The organism is Klebsiella sp. RHBSTW-00215, assembly GCF_014103785.1.
Lineage (GTDB): Bacteria > Pseudomonadota > Gammaproteobacteria > Enterobacterales > Enterobacteriaceae > Klebsiella.
On the sequence record NZ_JABXQS010000001.1, the window covers coordinates 4,166,218 to 4,186,244 of the forward strand.

At 53.4% G+C, this 20,027-nt stretch carries 15 protein-coding genes and 1 other annotated feature; of the genes, 9 read left to right on the forward strand and 6 right to left on the reverse strand.

What is annotated here, in order from left to right:
• Positions 1-3: 3 nt before the first annotated feature.
• Both trpD and HV127_RS19765 read right to left on the reverse strand, forming a co-directional pair.
• Positions 4-1,599: a bifunctional anthranilate synthase glutamate amidotransferase component TrpG/anthranilate phosphoribosyltransferase TrpD gene (trpD, locus tag HV127_RS19760; protein WP_181482516.1), complete on the reverse strand. Its 1,596-nt coding sequence runs from the start codon at positions 1,597-1,599 to the stop codon at positions 4-6.
• Positions 1,599-3,161, reverse strand: a complete 1,563-nt coding sequence (locus HV127_RS19765) for an anthranilate synthase component 1 (protein WP_182238131.1) — start codon at positions 3,159-3,161, stop codon at positions 1,599-1,601. The genes trpD and HV127_RS19765 overlap by 1 nt, the downstream gene beginning before the upstream one ends.
• Positions 3,162-3,196: 35 nt before the next feature.
• Positions 3,197-3,292, reverse strand: a sequence feature (Trp leader region).
• Positions 3,293-3,519: 227 nt separating this feature from the next.
• On the opposite strand from HV127_RS19765, the gene rnm reads away from it, so the two are divergent.
• Genes rnm through HV127_RS19780 form a run of 3 tightly spaced genes read left to right on the forward strand, consistent with a single transcriptional unit; the run spans position 3,520 to position 6,945 of the window.
• On the forward strand, positions 3,520-4,389 hold the full coding sequence (gene rnm, locus HV127_RS19770; RefSeq protein ID WP_182238133.1) for an RNase AM: 870 nt from the start codon (positions 3,520-3,522) through the stop codon (positions 4,387-4,389).
• Between the two features lie 9 nt (positions 4,390-4,398).
• Positions 4,399-5,019, forward strand: coding sequence for an L-threonylcarbamoyladenylate synthase (locus tag HV127_RS19775; protein ID WP_110273510.1), 621 nt, complete (start codon positions 4,399-4,401; stop codon positions 5,017-5,019).
• A 30-nt stretch (positions 5,020-5,049) separates the two neighbouring features.
• The gene (locus HV127_RS19780) at positions 5,050-6,945 is read left to right on the forward strand and encodes a DUF2207 domain-containing protein (protein WP_182238136.1); all 1,896 of its coding nucleotides are present in this window, start codon (positions 5,050-5,052) and stop codon (positions 6,943-6,945) included.
• 384 nt (positions 6,946-7,329) lie between these two features.
• On the opposite strand, the gene HV127_RS19785 is transcribed toward HV127_RS19780, so the two are convergent.
• Entirely contained in the window at positions 7,330-7,593 is a 264-nt protein-coding gene (locus HV127_RS19785; RefSeq protein WP_181482510.1) for a hypothetical protein, read from the reverse strand.
• Positions 7,594-8,129: 536 nt separating this feature from the next.
• Here HV127_RS19785 and rluB point away from each other — a divergent pair.
• The 4 genes from rluB (at position 8,130) to HV127_RS19805 (ending at position 13,929) form a co-directional block, all read left to right on the forward strand.
• Positions 8,130-9,017: a 23S rRNA pseudouridine(2605) synthase RluB gene (gene rluB / locus HV127_RS19790; RefSeq protein ID WP_110273507.1), complete on the forward strand. Its 888-nt coding sequence runs from the start codon at positions 8,130-8,132 to the stop codon at positions 9,015-9,017.
• 179 nt (positions 9,018-9,196) lie between these two features.
• Positions 9,197-10,561: an MFS transporter gene (locus HV127_RS19795; RefSeq protein WP_182238138.1), complete on the forward strand. Its 1,365-nt coding sequence runs from the start codon at positions 9,197-9,199 to the stop codon at positions 10,559-10,561.
• A gap of 18 nt (positions 10,562-10,579) precedes the next feature.
• The gene (locus HV127_RS19800; protein WP_182238140.1) at positions 10,580-12,931 is read left to right on the forward strand and encodes a glycoside hydrolase family 3 C-terminal domain-containing protein; all 2,352 of its coding nucleotides are present in this window, start codon (positions 10,580-10,582) and stop codon (positions 12,929-12,931) included.
• 23 nt (positions 12,932-12,954) lie between these two features.
• The gene (locus tag HV127_RS19805) at positions 12,955-13,929 is read left to right on the forward strand and encodes an AraC family transcriptional regulator (protein ID WP_182238142.1); all 975 of its coding nucleotides are present in this window, start codon (positions 12,955-12,957) and stop codon (positions 13,927-13,929) included.
• Here the strand turns inward: HV127_RS19805 and cobO are convergent.
• Both cobO and HV127_RS19815 read right to left on the reverse strand, forming a co-directional pair.
• Positions 13,901-14,491 carry a cob(I)yrinic acid a,c-diamide adenosyltransferase gene (gene cobO, locus HV127_RS19810; RefSeq protein WP_182238145.1) on the reverse strand — a complete coding sequence of 197 codons (591 nt, stop codon included), beginning with the start codon at positions 14,489-14,491 and terminating at the stop codon, positions 13,901-13,903. The genes HV127_RS19805 and cobO overlap by 29 nt on opposite strands.
• Positions 14,488-15,249 carry a YciK family oxidoreductase gene (locus HV127_RS19815; RefSeq protein WP_110273503.1) on the reverse strand — a complete coding sequence of 254 codons (762 nt, stop codon included), beginning with the start codon at positions 15,247-15,249 and terminating at the stop codon, positions 14,488-14,490. The genes cobO and HV127_RS19815 overlap by 4 nt, the downstream gene beginning before the upstream one ends.
• A 254-nt stretch (positions 15,250-15,503) precedes the next feature.
• Between HV127_RS19815 and sohB the strand changes: the two genes are divergently transcribed.
• The gene (sohB, locus tag HV127_RS19820; RefSeq protein ID WP_182238147.1) at positions 15,504-16,550 is read left to right on the forward strand and encodes a protease SohB; all 1,047 of its coding nucleotides are present in this window, start codon (positions 15,504-15,506) and stop codon (positions 16,548-16,550) included.
• Positions 16,551-16,606: 56 nt separating this feature from the next.
• Here sohB and HV127_RS19825 read toward each other — a convergent pair whose 3' ends face one another.
• A complete protein-coding gene (locus tag HV127_RS19825; protein WP_004101388.1) occupies positions 16,607-16,858 on the reverse strand; it encodes a YciN family protein in 252 nt (83 codons plus the stop codon).
• A 411-nt stretch (positions 16,859-17,269) separates the two neighbouring features.
• Between HV127_RS19825 and topA the strand changes: the two genes are divergently transcribed.
• Positions 17,270-19,867 (forward strand): type I DNA topoisomerase, encoded by a 2,598-nt coding sequence (gene topA / locus HV127_RS19830; RefSeq protein ID WP_181482505.1) that lies wholly within the window; start codon positions 17,270-17,272, stop codon positions 19,865-19,867.
• The last annotated feature ends 160 nt before the right edge of the window (positions 19,868-20,027 follow it).

Sequence of the window (20,027 nt, forward strand, 5' to 3'; positions counted from 1 at the left end):
TATTTACCCTCTTGCCGCTAATGCGGTCACTTTGTCATAGGCCGCTCCGCTGCGCAGGACCTCGATGACGTGCTGTGCGTTGGCCTTCAGATCTTCGTGCCCATGTAAACGCATCAACATGGCGACGTTGGCGGCGACGGCGGCTTCGTGAGCGGCTTCACCTTTACCTTGTAGTAAGCGTGTCAGAATGTCACGGTTTTCTTCCGGCGTGCCGCCAGCCAACTGTTCCTGATGGTAAGGCGTCAGGCCAAAGTCGGCGGCGGTCAACTGATAGCTCTTGATTTCGCCGTTGTTCAGTTCAGCGACCACCGTCGGCGCGTGGAGCGACACTTCATCCATGCCGCCGCTGTGGACCACGGCAGCACGCTGATACCCCAGTACGCGCAGGGTTTCCGCAATCGGCAGCACCAGTTCCGGGCTATAAACGCCAATCAGCGCCAGCGGCGGGTGCGCCGGGTTGATCAGCGGCCCCAGCACGTTAAACAGGGTGCGGGTCTTGAGCTGCTGACGGACCGGCATCGCGTGACGGAATCCGGTGTGATACTTCGGTGCGAACAGGAAACAGACGCCCATCTCATCCAGTGCCTGGCGAGATTTATCGGCATTCATATCGAGATTAATACCGAAGGCTGCCAGCAGGTCAGATGAGCCTGATTTACTTGAAACGCTGCGATTGCCATGTTTCGCTACTTTCAGGCCGCAGGCGGCGGCAACAAAGGCGCTGGCGGTCGAAATATTGATGCTGTTGCTGCCGTCGCCGCCAGTACCAACGATATCGGCAAACAGGTAATCAGGGCGCGGGAACGGCGCGGCGTTTTCCAGCAGCGCGGTAGCGGCCCCGGCAATTTCCTGCGGATGCTCACCGCGCACTTTCATACTGACCAGCGCAGCGGCCAGTTGCTCGGGCTTGACTTCGCCGCGCACTACTGCGGAGAACAGCTGATGGCTCTCCTGCTGGCTCAGGGTCTCGGCCTGATACAGTTTTTCCAGAATTGGCTGGATAGTGTTGGTCTGCTCCAGCTTTTGCAACGCCCATGCCAGCGTTTGCTCCAGCAGGCGTGCGCCCTGGGTGGTCAGAATCGACTCTGGATGGAACTGGAAACCGCAGACGCGATCTGCATCGTGGCGCACCGCCATCACCATGCCGTTAAAGTTGGCGTTGATCGTCAACCCTGCCGGGATATTGCTGCCGACCAGCGAGTGGTAGCGCGCAACCGGCAGTGGGTTAGTCAACCCGGCAAACATCGCCTGACCATCATGTTCAATGCTTGATGCTTTACCGTGGAGGATTTCACCAGCCTGCCCGACGTAACCGCCGTAAGCTTCGACAATGGCCTGATGACCGAGGCAGATGCCGATAATCGGCAGCTTACCACGCAGTCGGGTCAGCAGTTCAGGCATGCAGCCTGCTTCGCTCGGCGTGCCCGGTCCGGGAGAAAGCATCAATACCGGGTTTTTCATGGTGCCGATGCGCTCAATCAGCGCCTGCGCCGGGACTGAGTTGCGGTAAATCACCACGTTATGGCCGTTCGAACGCAATTGGTCTGCCAGGTTATAGGTAAATGAATCGATATTATCGAGCAGCAGAATGTCGGCCATTAGAAAATCTCCTTCGCGTGATGGGCCTGGGCGATAGCGCGCAGCACCGCGCGAGCTTTATTACGGGTTTCATCCGCTTCAGATTGGGGAACGGAGTCGAGCACGATACCGGCACCGGCCTGTACCGTGGCGATGCCATCCTGCACGTAAGCAGAACGAATCACGATGCAGGTATCGAGGTCGCCGTGGGCGGTAAAGTAACCCACCGCGCCGCCGTAGCTGCCGCGGCGTTTGCCTTCAGCGGCGGCGATAAGCTGCATTGCGCGCACTTTAGGCGCACCGCTCAACGTGCCCATATTCATACAGGCGCGATAGGCGTGGAGCACGTCGAGATCGTTGCGCAGCTCGCCAACCACGCGGGAGACGAGGTGCATCACAAAGGAGTAGCGATCGACTTTGGTTAAGTCGGCCACGTAGCGGCTGCCCGGCGTGCAGATGCGGGCGAGGTCGTTACGCGCCAGGTCAACCAGCATCAGGTGTTCGGAAAGCTCTTTGTGATCGGTGCGCATCTCCAGCTCAATGCGGCTGTCGAGATCGCGGTCCAGCGAACCGTCGGTACGGCGACCGCGCGGGCGGGTTCCGGCAATCGGGTAGATCTCAATCTGGCGGCTGACGGCGTCATATTTCAGCGAGCTTTCCGGCGATGCGCCGAACAGGGTGAAATCGTTATCCTGCATAAAGAACATATACGGGCTGGGGTTGCTCTTCTTCAACACATCGTAAGCGGCGAGCGGCGACGGGCAGGGCAGCGAGAAACGGCGCGATGGCACCACCTGGAAAATTTCACCCGCGCGGATGGCGCGCTGCATTTTACGCACTACGGCACCGTACTCTTCATCACTCTGATCGCAGTCGCAGCGCATTTCGGCAACTGTTGTCACCGGCAGCGGCGCGGGCGGCTCATTCAATTGCTGACGAAGCTGGGCGATGCGCTGTAGCAGACGCTGTTTTTCATTTTCCAGCGGGGTGAACAGGCTCGCCTGGATGCGGGTGTTTTTAGTCTGATGGTCGATAACCAGCAGCGTTTCCGCCAGATAGAAACAGTAATCCGGGCAGGCGGTATCGCTTTCCAGCGGCGGCAGGTTTTCGAAGCCGGCGACCAGGTCATAAGCAAACAGTCCGCCGAAGAACATGGCTTCGCGCTCGTCCTGCGGCACGGTAACCAGCTCTTGCAACAGGCGGAAAGTGTCAAATACCGATAATGAACATAAGCGGGCGTCTTCATCAAGCAGTGCGCTGACAGGAGGGAATGTTAACACCCGCCCATTTGGCTGGCGCTGATTATCAATACCCGAAGGCAGAGTGTTATCCAGCAAATCCAGCAGCGCCGTGCCGTTAGCGGAGAGCGCCTGAATAGTGACAGTGTCACCTAGCGCGGTAATGCGCAGCGCGCTATCCACCAGCAGCAGGCTCTTTAAATCATCCTTACTGTCGATATCCGCGGATTCCAGCAGCAGGGTGGCCGGACGCGCACCGCATAGCTGGTGGAATAACGCCGTCGGGTTTTCCCGATAGATGGCGTCGCTGGTGAGAAGCTCGAGTGCCGGTTTTGATGTTTGCATTATTGTTCTCGCCTGTTCGGTATAATAATTTGTCCAATAAAAAGCCCGCTCATTGGCGGGCCGGGTATCTGTATGCTGAGTGCAAAACGCGATCACGCCGCCCGATAACAGGAGCTACGCCACCAGCCGTGCAGAGTGATAAATTGCGTTTTCATCGTTGATACCCCTTCATGTGAACTTGCGTACTAGTTAACTAGTCCGGAGGTGTAAAGTCAACCCCTGTTTGCAGATTTTATCGGTGAGTCGGTATGATGATGCGCCTGGTGAGATTATCAATAATTTGAATCACCGAAACGCAGCCAACTTTCCTGTCACTTAAAGTATGACGGGTACAGGTTTATGTCCAGCAGGAGTCATCTTGAGCAACACCAACTACGCAGTGATTTACGACCTGCACAGCCATACCATCGCCTCCGACGGGCGACTGACTCCACAAGAACTTGTTCATCGCGCTCACCAGATGCGCGTCGGCACCCTGGCGATTACCGATCATGATACCGTGGCGGCGATCCCCGCCGCCAAAGCGGAAATTGAACGTGCAGGTTTACCGCTAACGTTAATAAATGGCGTGGAGATTTCCACGTTGTGGGAAAACCACGAGATTCATATTGTCGGGCTGAATATTGATATTGCCCATCCGGCGATGACCGCGTTACTTGATGAGCAGAAAGCACGTCGCCAGCTGCGGGCTCAGCTGATTGCAGAACGGCTGGATAAAGCACGGATCCCCGGTGCCTGGGAAGGGGCGCTGAAACTGGCCGACGGCGGGGCGGTGACGCGCGGCCATTTCGCTCGTTTTTTGGTCGAAGGGGGTTATGCAAACAACATTGCTGACGTCTTTAAGAAATATCTCGCGCGTGGGAAAACCGGTTACGTTCCGCCACAGTGGTGTACAATAAAACAAGCGATTGATGTCATTCATCATTCTGGCGGCAAAGCGGTTATTGCCCATCCTGGGCGCTACGACCTCTCTGCCAAGTGGCTGAAAAGATTGTTAGCCCATTTTAGTGAGCAGGGCGGCGATGCGATGGAAGTCGCTCAATGCCAGCAGGCACCGCATGAGCGCGCACAGCTTGCTGCTTACGCCGTGCAGTTTGGCCTTCTCGCCTCCCAGGGGTCTGATTTCCATCAGCCTTGTCCGTGGATCGAGCTGGGCCGTAAACTTTGGCTACCCGCTGGCGTAGAAGGGATCTGGCGCAGTTGGGAAGTGGCCGTAGAACAAAATTGAGAGGGAAGTATGAGCCAGTTTTTTTATGTCCATCCGGAAAACCCGCAGGCGCGGTTGATAAACCAGGCGGTGGAAATTGTGCGTAAAGGCGGGGTTATCGTATATCCGACTGACTCTGGTTACGCATTAGGCTGCAAAATCGAAGATAAAGGTGCGATGGAGCGGATTTGTCGTATCCGTGATTTGCCAAACGGCCATAACTTTACCCTGATGTGCCGCGATCTATCCGAGCTGTCGACCTATTCATTCGTTGATAACGTGGCGTTCCGGTTGATTAAAAACAACACGCCGGGTAACTACACCTTCATCCTCAAAGGGACCAAAGAGGTGCCGCGTCGTTTGCTGCAGGAAAAGCGTAAAACTATCGGTATGCGCGTGCCGTCGAACCCGATTGCGCAGATGCTGCTGGAAACTCTCGGCGAGCCGATGCTCTCAACCTCACTGATGCTGCCGGGAAGCGAGTTTACCGAATCTGACCCGGAAGAGATCAAAGATCGCCTTGAGAAACAGGTGGATCTGATTATTCACGGCGGCTATCTGGGCCAGCAGCCGACCACGGTTATCGATCTTACCGAAGATGCGCCGGTGGTGGTGCGTGAAGGTGTAGGGGATGTGAAGCCGTTCTTGTAATCTCCCAATTGTTCCACGGAAGGAATAGTGATGAAATGGACATTGATGTGTCGGTTTTTTCTTTTGCTATGGCTGTTCAGTGCTCCGTTCAGCCATGCGCGTTCAGATATTTTATCCCCCTCGACAGAAGCTATTTCTCTGTTTGACGTCCAGGCCACTATGCGCCCGGACGGCGTGCTGGATGTGCAAGAAAACATTCACTTCCAGGCGCGCAACAGGCAGATTAAACACGGTTTTTTTCGCGATCTTCCGCGCATGTGGGTGCGACCAGACGGTAACGCGGCCCTGCTGACGTATCATGTTATCGGCGTGACCCGTGACGGCAAACCTGAACCCTGGCAGCTTCGCTGGCGCAGGGGGACCATGAGAATCGTCGTGGGGGATGAACAGACTCTTCTGCCGGAAGGCGACTATCGCTACCAGGTGCACTATCAGGTCAGCAACGCGTTTATTCGCGATGGCGATGATGACGTGCTTATCTGGAACGTCACCGGCGATAGCTGGTCGTTCGAAATATACCAGGTTCGCTTCGCGCTGCAGCTGGCGGATGCTCAAGGGGATCCGTTTAAGCAGATCGACTTTTTTACCAACGATTATGGCGAAAGGTTAAAAAACGGTCACCTTCTGCCGGGCGGACACATTGAGTCCCGCGAACCCTTCTACCAGCAGGATTTTACCGTACTCTATCGCTGGCCTCGGGCGCTGTTGCCTGATGCCGCAGAGCCGCAGGCGACTCATCTTCTCCCGCATCTTTTTATCCCCACGCTATCGTCGTTGATCGTCTGGATCCCCTGCGGGTTGTTGGCGGGTTATTTCTTGTTTTTATGGCTACGCAGACCTCACTTTACCCCGGTTGACGTGCCGGAGCTGACGTCAATGTCCACGGAGTTTTCGCCCGGTTATCTGCGCATGGCGGCAAAGCAGACTTATGACGATAAAGGCTTTTGCGCTGATGTGACTAACCTGATTGTGAAGGGGCGGGTGGCGCTGGAGAGTGTGTCGGGTGACAAAACGCAGCAATACCTGGTGAGGGTTCATTCGGGGGCGAGCAGAAAAAGCGATATACCGACCCAGGAAGAGCAGCTATTGATGGATCTGTTGTTCCGCAAGGGCGATAAGGTGGTGCTCAAAGGGCGCTACAATAGAACGCTGCGTAAAGCTTTTATTCGGATGGAGAAACATTATCGTCAGCAGCATAAGGGCGCGGGATATCGGCCTTTGAGCTTCCTGTTGTGTGGGATTGTGGCGATATTTGTGACTCAGGCTCTTGCTAATGCACAGAGTCCGGGCTGGACGGCCAGAACCTTAACTGCGGATTGTTTTGCGGGCCTTTTCTTCGTTCTTCCGCTTCTCTTTAGCGGCGTTAACCTGGTGGTTGAGAGCGATCTCGGCAAACCGATTCGCAAGAGTTTACTGGCAACGTTGTTCTTTCCGCTTATCGGTGGTGGCCTGATTTTTCTGCTTCTATGGGCAAAAATGGGTTTTTCGCTCTTTCAATGGTATATGCCCGCCGGATACTTCAGCGCCTGGTGCCTGACCGGTTATATCACCGCGCTGGGCTTTTGCTTGCTTCCACAGCTTACGCAATCAGGCCAGCAGCGCTTTGCCCGGGCCAGGGGGGTAATCCACTATCTGGAACGCCTGGAGGCCGCGACGTACAGCGGACGACGGCGCAAAGGCGAGTCCCGTTATCTGGATATTTCATTGCTTAGCTGGGCGGTGGCCGCAGGGTTGGGTAAGGAGTGGGCCAATCGCCTGGCTCCATCCCTGGCGGCGGCGATTAAGACGCCGGAGATAGCCAGATCCGGGATGTTGTTGTCCTTACAGGCGCATTTGAGCAGTGGGGCCTCCAGCGTTTCTGGTTTCGGCAGCGGCGGAGGATTTTCCGGCGGCGGTGCAGGAGGCGGCGGCGGAGGCGGATGGTAATATTTTTCCTGGTACGCTGAAGCTGTCTTTTCCTTCTTGAATGGAATTTGTGTATTTTTATCGACAGGTTAATAATGAAAACTATTAATTATAATAGGTGCACGATTAAATATTATGTGTGTTTTTATGATGCAGTAGCAGTGGGTTTAAAATTAACCTGAACCGTGATTTTTTATGAAATGACAGGGGCCTTAAGCCCCTTCATGATTAAATGTATATACCCGTCATACTTCAAGTTGCATGTGTGTTGGCTGCGTCAGTTCACCCCAGTCACTTCCTTGCCGCGTACTCGGCCTTCGGGGCCAGCGCAAGCGCTGTTCAAGGCACGAGTGCTTTGTCCTGCAACTCGAATTATTTAGGGTATAGATTGTGACTTTATTGTGATTATGTATCGTCTGAACCAGCGTGGGCTGAGTCAACGCAAGGAATGACGGTATGCTGAGTCATGTTGAGCAACGATTCAATTTCAGAGAGTTTGTTTCTTAGTTTTACCGGTGATGGCATATTTCTTAATGAAAGAATGCAAATATCACCTTGTGCAACCACCATGTTTATGTCGGAAATTTTGATTATCATTTCATCGTTATTGCATGTTCTTATTTTGGCGTAACACACATCACGAAGTTTGAGGTGTTCAATGTTTTTCATTTTCAAAACTCATTTTTAAAATTAGACCGGGTATATGAGCTCATTCCAGACTTTTTGTTTTTAATTGAATAATGAATCCCAAAGGGGGTAAAACGAAATGTGAATTGAGAATAATCCTAAAAATTATAAATGGCAATACAATCATTAGTGTTATTGATGAAACAGGCCGCAACCGAGCAGGCACTGACCCGCAATGATGAACTTCAACGCCTCTATGTCCCGAAAGCCTGATGACCGGCCTTTCCGGCCACAGGAAAATCCGTCAGCATGAATCATAATTGATAAGGATTGTTTGTATCCTGGTGGAAAAGCGCGGCCACATGAAACGCAAAGAAGCATTCATCTTAAAGTTCGTGTACCATGTTCGCCCACGCGAGAGGGCATGTCTCAATTGTGGCCGTTAAAACGACGCAGAACATGATATGCCTGGATGCAAAATATATATACAGAACATGGTGTTAGATCATAATTTTGATAGCGTCATGTTTTTCGAAGTATACCAGACGCCTGGGAAGGCGACACCTTAAGGATGCTCAATGAGCGAGAAATTACAAAAAGTGCTGGCCCGCGCTGGCCACGGCTCCCGCCGTGAAATTGAATCTAAAATCGAAGCTGGCCGCGTCAGCGTCGATGGCAAAATCGCTACTCTCGGCGATCGCGTTGAAATTGTCCCTGGTTTAAAAATTCGTATCGATGGTCACCTGATTTCGGTTAAAGAGTCTGCGGAACAAATCTGTCGCGTGCTGGCGTACTACAAGCCAGAAGGCGAGCTGTGTACCCGTAACGACCCGGAAGGTCGTCCGACGGTATTCGATCGTCTGCCAAAACTGCGCGGCGCGCGCTGGATTGCCGTGGGTCGTCTGGATGTAAATACCTGCGGTCTGCTGCTGTTCACCACCGACGGTGAACTGGCAAACCGCCTGATGCATCCGAGCCGTGAAGTTGAACGCGAATACGCCGTGCGCGTGTTTGGTCAGGTTGATGAAGATAAGCTTCGTCAACTGTCTCGTGGCGTACAGCTGGAAGACGGTCCGGCGGCGTTTAAAACCATCAAATTCACCGGCGGTGAAGGGATTAACCAGTGGTACAACGTGACGCTGACCGAAGGGCGTAACCGTGAAGTTCGCCGCTTGTGGGAAGCCGTTGGCGTACAGGTTAGCCGTCTGATCCGCGTTCGTTATGGTGATATTCCGCTGCCGAAGGGCCTGCCTCGCGGCGGCTATACCGAGCTGGACCTGGCGCAAACCAACTACCTGCGTGAGCTGGTGGAGTTGACGCCGGAAACCACCTCAAAAGTGGCGGTCGAGAAAGATCGTCGTCGCATGAAAGCGAACCAAATTCGTCGTGCGGTCAAGCGCCATAGCCAGGTCGGCAATAACAATAATAGCCGTCGCTCCAGCAGCCGTAATAACGGTAACGGTTAATGACTTTCGTTCCGGCGGGTAACCGCCGGAATTTTCGCTTTATTTTCTCCTGCCTGTGATATCTTTCACACTTCTGCATAAAGACAAAAAACGGGAAATTCCCGGACAAATAACGCAAAGCGCTGTGCCAGCCAACGCCATATACTGACGCCACTGATTACATAAACGGGTAGCCAAAAATGGATACAGCAGGAAAACTATCGGCAAGCTATGTGGTTATCGGCGTGAAAGAAAAAATAGGCTACGGCTTTGGTGACTTTGCCTCTAATTTATCATTCGGCTTTGTTTCACTTTTCTTATTATATTTCTATACTAACATTTACGGCATTAGCGCAGTGCAGGCGAGTTTGATTTTTGTTATTGCTCGCGTTATTGATGCTGTTTTTAATATCTTGATTGGTTTTGCTATCGATAAAACGCATAGCCGCTACGGCAAGTTACGTCCATGGTTATTATATGGATCAATACCGCTCGGTTTTTTAACCGTATTGTGTTTTGTGCCTTTTGGTGGCGAGGCGAAATTCTATTTTGCGTTGATCTCTTATACTATTTATTGTCTGGCATATACGGCGGTGAACACGCCATACTCAGCGTTAACCAACCGTTTGACTCAGCATGAAGCGTCCCGCTCATCGCTGTCGGTATACCGCTTTGTATTGGCGATTGTCGGCTATCTGATTGTTTCAACTACCGCGGATATGCTGATTTCACCGTTTGACGATAAGCAGTTGGGCTACGTTTTTGCGGTCTCTTGCTTCGCTCTGCTGGCGACTTTTTTGTTTCTTGCCTGCTTTGGGATGACTAAAGAACGGGTAGGTGAAGAAGAGGAGACGCCTGCGCCGACGTTAAGGGAAATGCTCCGCGCGGTGGCAGGTAACACACCGCTGATTAACCTGTCGCTGTTTACCGTCTTTTTCTATATTGCCTATACCGTATGGATGGCGATAGCGATCTACTTTATTAAATATATTATCGGTAATGAAGGGTTTACCTCAACCTTCTTTATGATTCAGTCTGCGGCCTATATCGTGGGTACCGTTATTTCGGAAAAAGTCATTGCGCTGATCGGTAAGAAGAAAATGACGCTGGTTGCGCTGCTGATTGGTATCTTCGGTGTGCTAATGCAATATTTTATTGCCGGCGACAATATCTGGCTGATCATGACCGGGGTATGCTTGTACAGTATTACGTTAGGGATGGGGTTTGTTTCCATGTGGTCAATGATTGCCGATACCGTTGAATATGCTGAGTGGCATCATGGTGTGCGGACTGAAGGCGCAATTTATGGCTTCTTTAATTTTATCACCAAAATAGCGATGGCGATTGGCGGCGGCTGTGCAGGGTGGATGCTGGATTATTATCATTATGATGCTGGCAATATTTCGAGCAGCGCAATCAATGGCATTAATATTTTGATGACGTTATTTCCCGGTGCGATGTTTGCGCTAAGCGCAATATTTGTCGCCTGCTATTCGCTGGATGAAAAAACCTATCGCGATATTGTGCAAAAAATCAGCCTGCGTAAACAACAGAACGCGCTTTAACCTCAGGGAGCCAGAGAGATGAATAACGATTTTAACACGACCCTCGCCGCGATGAGCGTAGAAGACAAAGTAGCGCTGCTGACAGGTAGCGGCCTGTGGCGCACGGCTTCTCTACCACAGCATGGTATTGCAGATATCGTCATGACGGACGGTACTTACGGCGTTCGTTACAGCAGTGCGCAAATTGATGGCCGTGAAAAGTGGAGCATGGATGACTTTATCTCGGTCATCACCCAGACCGCAGACCAGGCCAGCGCAGAAGAATCTGCAGCGAAGGGGGGCAGTGAAGCGCTTTTCAGCGCCTCGCTTCCGGCAACCTGCTTTCCGAATGGCTCCAGCCTGGCCTGTAGTTGGGATGTGGAGCTGGTTCATCAGATGGGGCAAGCGCTGGGGACAGAGTGTCAGCAGATGGGCGTTGGGATCCTGCTTGGCCCGGGCATCAACATTCGTCGCACTCCGCTGGCGGGCCGCGGCTATGAATATTACGCCGAAGACCCGGTAGTCAGCGGCGACATCGCCGCGGCGCTGATTAACGGCCTGCAACAGGAGGGGGTTGGTGCCAGCCTGAAGCACTTTGCAGCGAATAACTCGGAGTACCGCCGCACGGAAATGGACTCGATTATTGAAGAACGGGCGCTGCGCGAAATCTATCTGGCGGGTTTCCAGCGCGCGATTAAGAAATCCCAGCCGTGGACGGTGATGTCCTCTTACAATCGCCTTAACGGGGTGCAGACGTCCCAGGACCCGTTTTTGCTCACCCAGGTACTACGCGATGAGTGGGGATATGACGGCCTGGTGATGTCCGACTGGTACGGGATCAAGGACCGTCCGGCCTCGCTGATGGCGGGCAACGACCTGGCGATGCCGGAAACCCGACGCGATAAACAAACGTTGCTGGCGGCGATTGAATCAGGCGAGGTGCCGATGGCAGTCGTGGATCGCGCCTGTTGGCGAATGTTGACGCTGCTGGATAAAGTCCAGCGTCATCGTCGCCCGCAAACGCGCGCTGATTTTCCGGCGCACCATGCGCTGGCGCAGCAGCTGGCAGCCGAATCTATCGTCTTGCTGAAAAATGAAGATGATCTGCTGCCGCTGCGCTCAGGGAAGACGCCACGCATCGCGGTGCTGGGTAAGCCGGCGCAGGAGCCGGTGATTCAGGGCTCTGGATGCGCAACCACCGTGCCGTATCTACTGGATCGTCCGCTGGATGAAATTTTTGACCTCGCCGGGGATGATTTTAGCGTCTCCTGGGCGGTGGGTGCCCCGGACGATCTGCGCTGTGATGAACAGGCTTTGGCACAGGCCCGCGCCGTTGCGCAGGAGGCGGATGTGGCGGTGATCTTTGTCAGCACCGCCGTCGGTGAAGATGGCGAGAATGGCGATCGTCAGGACCTGAATATTCTGCCGGTTCATGAGCGGCTGATCCGGGAAGTGGCGGCGGTCCAGCCGAATGTGGTGGTGGTGCTGGCCAACAGCGATGCGGTCGTCATGCCATGGCTTGGCGAGTGTAAAGCGCTGCTGGAAACTTTCTTCGCCGGGCAGGGCATGGGCCGCGCGGTGGCGGAAATTCTCTTCGGCCAGCGTAACCCGTGCGGTAAATTAACCGTGACGGTTCCTAATTCGCTGGAAGAGACCCCCGCATGGCTGCACTATCCGGGAGAGAATCTACGCCATCACTACGGAGAAGGGCTTTTTGTCGGCTATCGTTACTACGATAAACGCCGCCTGACGCCGCTGTTTCCGTTCGGCTTTGGCTTAAGCTATACCCGATTTGTTTACGATAATATCGCGCTCTCAGCCTCCCGATTAGGGGAAAACGAGATTCTCACCGTTTCGTTTGATCTGACCAACTGCGGGGCATTCGCCGGTAAAGAGGTTGTTCAGCTATATGTGAGTGCGCCTGACGGGGAACTGATTCGTGAAGTGCAGGCATTGAAGGCGTTCAGTAAAGTGGAACTGGCCGCAGGGGAAACTCGTCGCGTGAGCCTGCAACTGCCTGTTGCCGAGCTGGCCTGTTACCACCCAGGCCTTGGAGACTGGGTGGTGACGCCGGGTCTCTGGAAGCTCCGCGTTGGTAGCTCATCCCGCGACCTGCCGCTCTGTGCTGAAATGACAGTGGACTGCCCGCCGCGCTATGTGCCGCTACGCGATGATAATTCGCTCCAGCAGCTGATCCAACAGCCGGAGGCCTTTGCCCGCGTGGTGAATCTGATCGCTGATAAGAGCCCGTTGCCGGTGGATCAGGTGCGTGAAAAGCTGATTCGACTGGCTCCGGATCTGTTCTGCGGGTTGCTGATCGCGTTGACTGAATTCTTAGCATTGGATATCGATCGTGATGAGCTCAATGCCGTGCTGGCGGGGCGTAATTAACGGCTTACGACAGGAGATTGCGCATGTTCCCTTTTTCAGTCACTCATTCTCGCGCAGTGATGCAAACCGGACGGCAAACGGTAAACAGCGGCTATGAGCTGATTGCTTTTGACGCAGAGAAGCTGAACGTGTTTGCCGCCGAGGTGCGTTACTGCGAACCTCACTGGCATCCGGCTCCGGAGCTGATTACCGTGCTGGCGGGGCGCTTTACGGTCTCCGTGGGGCAGCAATGCGTAGAGCTGGCGCAGGGGGATATGCTGTATATCAACGCTGAAGAAGTGCACTCGCTTAGCGCGGAGGAGACGGGAAGCCAACTGGTGACCGTACAGTTTTCTCCCGGCCTGTTTGATGAGTTACATCCTTCTCCACTGCTGAGTTGGTGCACTTCCGGGCAGGTTTATTCGTCAACTGACAACGACGTACATCGACGCCTGGCGGCATTACTGGAGCGGTTGATTGATAACCACCCGCCGTTTCAACGCATCGCGGCGATTTATCTGTTATTAGATGCGATAGTGACCGCCGGGAAGCCGACGCAACATGCGGAAAGTACGCTGCGTGAAGAGGCGATGATCAAGAAAGGCATTGATTTTATTAATCAGCATTTTGACCAACCGCTGACCCTGAGCGAAGTCGCCAGCCATAGCGGGATGAGCTACTCATGGTTTTCGCGGCTGTTTAAAAAGGTCAGTCGGCATAATTTCAAAGAGTATCTGACGCTGGTACGGCTGAATAAAGCCCGCACCTTACTGCGAGACACCCGAACACCAATCACCGATATCAGCCACAGCTGCGGCTTTCAGGAGCATAAATACCTGATTGCCGCATTTAATAAATACTGTGGGGTGACGCCGACCGAATATCGTAAACGCTTTGTCTCGCGGCAAAACATTCTCGAAAGCGAACTGGCTATGGGGGAAGATTGCCTGTGCCTGCCGCTTAATTATGCGTTGCTTGAACGGCTGACGCTTAGTAATCGATCCCCATCTGCGCCTTAATTCCGGCATCAAACGCGTGCTTAACAGGGCGCAATTCGCTGACGGTATCGGCCAGTTCGGTAATTTCACGATGGCAACCGCGACCGGTAATAATGACCGTTTGATGCGCAGGGCGGTTGCGCAGGGCAGTCAGCACGTCTTCCAGCGGCAGGTAGTCATAGGCCACCATGTAGGTTAGCTCGTCCAGTAAAACGAGATCCAGGCTTTCATCGGTCAGCATTCTGCGCCCATGTTCCCAGACGGCGAGGCAGGCGGCTGTGTCGCTTTCACGATCCTGAGTATTCCAGGTGAAGCCGGTGGCCATCACCTGAAATTCAACGCCGTGCGGTTCAAGCAGATTGCGCTCGCCGTTCGGCCAGGTGCCTTTAATAAACTGCACAACACCGGCCTTTTTGCCATGCCCGACGGCGCGGGTAACGGTGCCAAAAGCAGCGGTAGTTTTGCCTTTACCGTTGCCGGTAAACACAATCACAATGCCGCGTTCTTCCTGGGCTGACGCCACACGGGCATCGACCTTATCTTTTACCCGCTGCTGGCGTTCACGGTAGCGTTCATCACTCATTGTGCGATTCCTGGTTTGCGGCCCGGTTGGGCGTCAAAAGTCATTCCCGTCTTGCGACGGCTGTCGTCGCCCATCAGCCACAGATAAACCGGCATGATATCGGCAGGCGTTTTCAATTTTTGCGGATCTTCGGTTGGGAAAGCGTTGGCGCGCATTTTGGTGCGCGTGCCGCCAGGATTGATGCAGTTAACCCGCAGATGGCGGCTTTGATACTCCTCTGCCAGCACCTGCATCATGCCTTCGGTGGCAAATTTGGACGCCGCATAAGCCCCCCAGTTCGCTCGCCCCTGACGACCCACGCTGGAGGAGGTGAAGACCAGAGAACCGGACTCAGATTTGAGTAATAAAGGAAGCAATGCCTGAGTGAGCATAAAGGTGCCATTTACGTTCACCTGCATAACCTGCTGCCATACGTCCGGCTTTTGTTCATCCATTGGGCAGATATCGCCCAGCAGACCCGCGTTGTGCAGGACGCCGTCGAGGCGCGGGTAGTGAATAGCAATCTTCTGCGCCAACTGCTGGCACTCCTGCGGCGTGCAGGTCAACAGGTCAAGCGTGAACCATGGGGCAGGAATACCTCCTGCTTGCTGAATCTCTTGTGCGACGCGACGCAGCTTCTCTTCATTACGGCCAACCAGGATCACGCTGGCGCTGTAGCGGGCATAGGTCAGGGCGGCTTCACGGCCAATGCCGTCGCTGGCGCCGGTAACCAGGATGATGCGGTCCTGTAACAGGTGACGTTGCGGTTGATAATGCACGGCGACTCCTCGGGCGATCTGCTGACGATCGCGCTGGCTATTCGGTATCTTACTTTTGCGCTTTATGCCTGAAAGCGCCTGCTATTGCAATCAGCGAAACGGAAAGTCTTCGCGGAATTAATATCTTGCAACGATTTCATCGTCGCTGAAAAAAACAGGAATGCGCCTCGCATGCGACGCAAAGCACAAAGACTTCTCGCAGATGGCTGATGTACACTGTGCGTCAACGTCAGTGCTTTACACAAGGTGAAAACGTGGAATTACTTGCTCAATATGGCCTGTTTTTGGCCAAAATCGCGACCATTGTTGTCGCTATTGCGGTTGTCGTCGCCATTATTGTTAACCTGACTCAGCGCAAAAGGCAGCGCGGTGAGCTCCGGGTGACCAATCTTAGCGAGAAATATAAGGAGATGAAGGAAGAGCTGGCGGTTTCGTTGCTCGACGGCCCACAGCAAAAACTGTGGCACAAAGGGCAAAAGAAAAAGCTTAAGCAGGAAGCAAAAGCGGCAAAGGCGCGCGCGAAGTTGGGTACGGCAGAGCCAGAAGGCAAGCCGCGCGTTTGGGTGCTGGATTTTAAAGGCAGTATGGATGCTCACGAAGTCAGCAGCCTGCGTGAAGAAATTACCGCGGTGCTGGCAGCGGTGAAAGCGCGGGATCAGGTTGTTATTCGCCTGGAAAGCCCCGGCGGCGTGGTGCATGGCTATGGTCTTGCCGCTTCGCAGCTGCAGCGCCTTCGTGATAAACAGATCCCGTTAACGGTTGCGGTAGATAAAGTAGCGGCCAGCGGTGGCTACATGATGGCCTGCGTGGCAAATAAAATCGTCTCTGCGCCGTTTGCCATTCTTGGTTCTATTGGCGTCGTGGCGCAGATCCCTAATATCAACCGCTTCCTGAAAAACAAAGATATCGACATTGAACTGCATACGGCCGGACAGTACAAACGTACCCTGACGATGCTGGGCGAAAATACCGAAGAAGGGCGACAGAAATTCCGCGAAGACCTGAACGATACGCATCGTCTGTTCAAAGATTTTGTTCACCAAATGCGTCCCTCGTTGGATATCGAACAGGTGGCGACCGGCGAACATTGGTACGGTACTCAGGCGCTGGAAAAAGGCCTTGTGGACGCAGTGGAAACCAGTGATGAACTGCTGCTGGGACTGATGGATAAGCACGAGGTCATCAGCGTGCGTTATCAACAACGTAAGAAGATGCTCGACCGCTTTACCGGCAGCGCGGCTGAAAGTGCCGACAAACTGCTGCTACGATGGTGGCAACGCGGACAAAAACCGCTGATGTAAACAAAACAACGCGAGGCTCACGCCTCGCGTTGTCGTATTAGCCCGGCAGGTAATGGTTAATCTGCCAGGTGATATTTATCAGACAGCTCATGTGCGAGGTATTTGAACATATTAAATACCGCCGTACTTTTTGCCGTTGGCAGACCCTGCTCATCAAGATAAAACTCGCCGCTGAACACCAGCACGCCGTTACGCTGAACGACGTCGGTAGCCTCGATCCCGGCTAACGTATCCTCATGTTCGCGAATGAGTTTATTGGCTTTTTCAAGCAGCGTCTGGCGATCGATGGGTTGGGTTGTACCTTGCATAAATGCCTCCTGTGGTTCTTCGCCGGTAGTCTACGCCGCGCGGCGGCGAGGGGCAAATTTTCCATTAATCTTGTTGGGGGAACCGCAGAGGCCTAATAAACATCAGTTTAGTGGCGGGATTTGCTTTTGCATGCTAATAAAGTTGCGTAACGAATTTTATCAGGTACAGTGTGACGCTTTCAGCGATCTGGCAGCAGATTTGCTTGACATTCGGCCAAAAATTATTCGTGCTATGTCGCCTGGCAAGATAAAGCCAGCAAACTCAGCAATCTGGTTTTATGGATGTGAAACCAATGCAAAGGGTTGATATCCATCGACAACGACGCAACATTAAGTTGTGACGTGTCGCCAGTGGATGGTGAATCAATGTGCGATGTATTCCTGGATGAATCAAATTAGGTAAAGGTGAATATGGGTAAAGCTCTCGTTATCGTTGAGTCCCCGGCAAAAGCCAAAACGATCAATAAGTATCTGGGTAATGACTACGTGGTGAAATCCAGCGTCGGTCATATCCGCGATTTGCCGACCAGTGGCTCAGCTTCCAAAAAGAGCGCCGACTCTACCGCCACCAAAGGGGCTAAAAAGCCTAAGAAGGATGAACGTGGTGCTCTGGTCAATCGTATGGGCGTGGACCCGTGGCATGACTGGGATGCGCACTATGAAATACTTCCGGGTAAAGAAAAGGTCGTCGCGGAACTCAAGCAGTTGGCAGAAAAAGCCGACCACATCTATCTCGCAACCGACCTTGACCGCGAAGGGGAGGCCATTGCATGGCACCTGCGGGAAGTTATCGGTGGTGATGAGCAGCGCTATAGTCGCGTGGTGTTCAATGAGATCACCAAAAATGCTATCCGTCAGGCTTTTGAAAAGCCGGGCGAACTGAATATTGACCGTGTTAACGCCCAGCAGGCGCGTCGTTTTATGGACCGCGTTGTGGGTTACATGGTGTCTCCACTGTTGTGGAAAAAAATTGCTCGTGGTCTGTCCGCAGGCCGCGTTCAGTCCGTTGCCGTACGTCTGGTTGTTGAGCGCGAACGCGAAATTAAAGCGTTTGTTCCGGAAGAATTCTGGGAAATTGACGCCAACACCACCACGCCTGGTGGCGACGCGCTGGCGTTGCAGGTAACGCATAAAGCCGACAAGCCATTCCGTCCGGTGAATCGTGACGAAACTATGGCTGCGGTCAGCCTGCTGGAAAAAGCGGGTTATAGCGTCCTTGAACGCGAAGACAAGCCAACCAGCAGCAAACCTGGCGCACCATTTATTACCTCCACTCTGCAGCAGGCGGCCAGCACGCGTCTGGGCTTCGGGGTGAAGAAAACCATGATGATGGCGCAGCGTTTGTATGAAGCGGGCTACATCACCTACATGCGTACTGACTCCACCAACCTGAGTCAGGATGCAGTAAATATGGTTCGTGATTATATAGGCGATAATTTCGGCAAGAAATACCTGCCGGAAAACGCCAATCAGTACACCAGCAAAGAGAATTCGCAGGAAGCGCACGAAGCGATTCGTCCTTCCGACGTGAACGTGGTGGCGGAATCGCTGAAAGATATGGAAGCGGATGCGCAGAAACTGTATCAACTGATCTGGCGCCAGTTTGTCGCCTGTCAGATGACGCCTGCGCAATACGATTCCACCACGCTGACCGTAAAAGCGGGTGATTTTAAGCTCAAGGCGCGCGGTCGTACGCTGCGCTTTGATGGCTGGACGAAAGTGATGCCAGCGCTGCGTAAAGGCGATGAAGACAGGGTTCTGCCGGTGGTTAAACAGGGCGATAGCTTAAGCCTGGTTGAACTGCTCCCGGCACAGCACTTTACCAAACCGCCTGCGCGCTTTAGCGAAGCTTCTTTGGTTAAAGAGCTGGAAAAACGCGGTATCGGCCGTCCGTCCACCTATGCGTCGATCATTTCGACCATTCAGGATCGCGGTTATGTGCGCAGTGAAAACCGTCGTTTCTACGCAGAGAAAATGGGTGAGATCGTTACCGATCGTCTGGAAGCCAACTTCCGCGAGCTGATGAACTACGACTTTACCGCGCAGATGGAAAACAGTCTTGACCAGGTGGCTAACCACGAAGCCGAGTGGAAGAAGGTGCTCGATAGCTTCTTCGGCGACTTCACCAACCAGCTGGAAAAAGCAGAAAAAGCCCCTGAAGAGGGCGGTATGCAGCCGAACCAGATGGTGCTGACCAGCATCGACTGTCCGACCTGTAGCCGTCAGATGGGCATCCGTACCGCGACGACCGGCGTCTTCCTGGGTTGCTCAGGCTATGCGTTGTCGCCGAAAGAGCGCTGCAAGACTACCATCAACCTGGTGCCGGAAAACGAAGTGCTGAACGTGCTGGAAGGTGATGACGCCGAAACCAACGCGTTGCGCGCCAAACGTCGCTGCCAGAAATGCGGCACGGCGATGGACAGCTACCTCATCGATCCGAAACGTAAACTGCACGTCTGCGGTAATAACCCGACCTGTGATGGCTACGAGATCGAAGAGGGCGAGTTCCGCATCAAGGGCTATGATGGTCCGATCGTTGAGTGTGAAAAATGTGGTTCCGAAATGCACCTGAAGATGGGGCGTTTTGGTAAGTACATGGCTTGTACCAACGATGAGTGTAAAAATACGCGTAAGATCCTGCGTAACGGGGAAGTGGCACCACCGAAAGAAGATCCGGTTCCGCTGCCAGAACTCCCGTGCGAGAAATCAGACGCTTACTTTGTGTTGCGTGATGGCGCAGCAGGTGTTTTCCTGGCTGCGAACACCTTCCCTAAATCGCGTGAAACTCGCGCGCCGTTAGTGGAGGAGTTGTATCGCTTCCGCGATCGTCTGGCTGAGAAACTGCGTTACCTGGCCGATGCGCCGCAGCAGGATCCGGAAGGCAACAAAACAATGGTGCGTTTTAGCCGTAAGACTAAGCAACAGTACGTTGCTTCAGAGAAAGACGGTAAAGCGACAGGCTGGTCAGCCTTCTATATTGATGGCAAATGGACTGAAGCGAAGAAGTAAGCGCTATGACCGCTAAGAAGGGCCGCATCGCGGCCCTTTTTTAACATCACAGGTCACTGATCTACAACATTTAATCCTGTATTTCCCCCGCCTTATAACCGGCTTATTATTTTTCGTTAGTATCTATACACTGTAGATATAAATGATATAGTGGTTATAG

Coding starts and splice junctions, on each gene's coding strand:
- trpD (WP_181482516.1), bottom strand. CDS start 1,599: ATGGCCGACATTCTGCTGCTCGATAATATCGATTCATTTACCTATAAC.
- HV127_RS19765 (WP_182238131.1), bottom strand. CDS start 3,161: ATGCAAACATCAAAACCGGCACTCGAGCTTCTCACCAGCGACGCCATC.
- HV127_RS19775 (WP_110273510.1), top strand. CDS start 4,399: ATGAGCCAGTTTTTTTATGTCCATCCGGAAAACCCGCAGGCGCGGTTG.
- HV127_RS19780 (WP_182238136.1), top strand. CDS start 5,050: ATGAAATGGACATTGATGTGTCGGTTTTTTCTTTTGCTATGGCTGTTC.
- HV127_RS19785 (WP_181482510.1), bottom strand. CDS start 7,593: ATGAAAAACATTGAACACCTCAAACTTCGTGATGTGTGTTACGCCAAA.
- rluB (WP_110273507.1), top strand. CDS start 8,130: ATGAGCGAGAAATTACAAAAAGTGCTGGCCCGCGCTGGCCACGGCTCC.
- HV127_RS19795 (WP_182238138.1), top strand. CDS start 9,197: ATGGATACAGCAGGAAAACTATCGGCAAGCTATGTGGTTATCGGCGTG.
- HV127_RS19800 (WP_182238140.1), top strand. CDS start 10,580: ATGAATAACGATTTTAACACGACCCTCGCCGCGATGAGCGTAGAAGAC.
- HV127_RS19805 (WP_182238142.1), top strand. CDS start 12,955: ATGTTCCCTTTTTCAGTCACTCATTCTCGCGCAGTGATGCAAACCGGA.
- cobO (WP_182238145.1), bottom strand. CDS start 14,491: ATGAGTGATGAACGCTACCGTGAACGCCAGCAGCGGGTAAAAGATAAG.
- HV127_RS19825 (WP_004101388.1), bottom strand. CDS start 16,858: ATGCAAGGTACAACCCAACCCATCGATCGCCAGACGCTGCTTGAAAAA.
- topA (WP_181482505.1), top strand. CDS start 17,270: ATGGGTAAAGCTCTCGTTATCGTTGAGTCCCCGGCAAAAGCCAAAACG.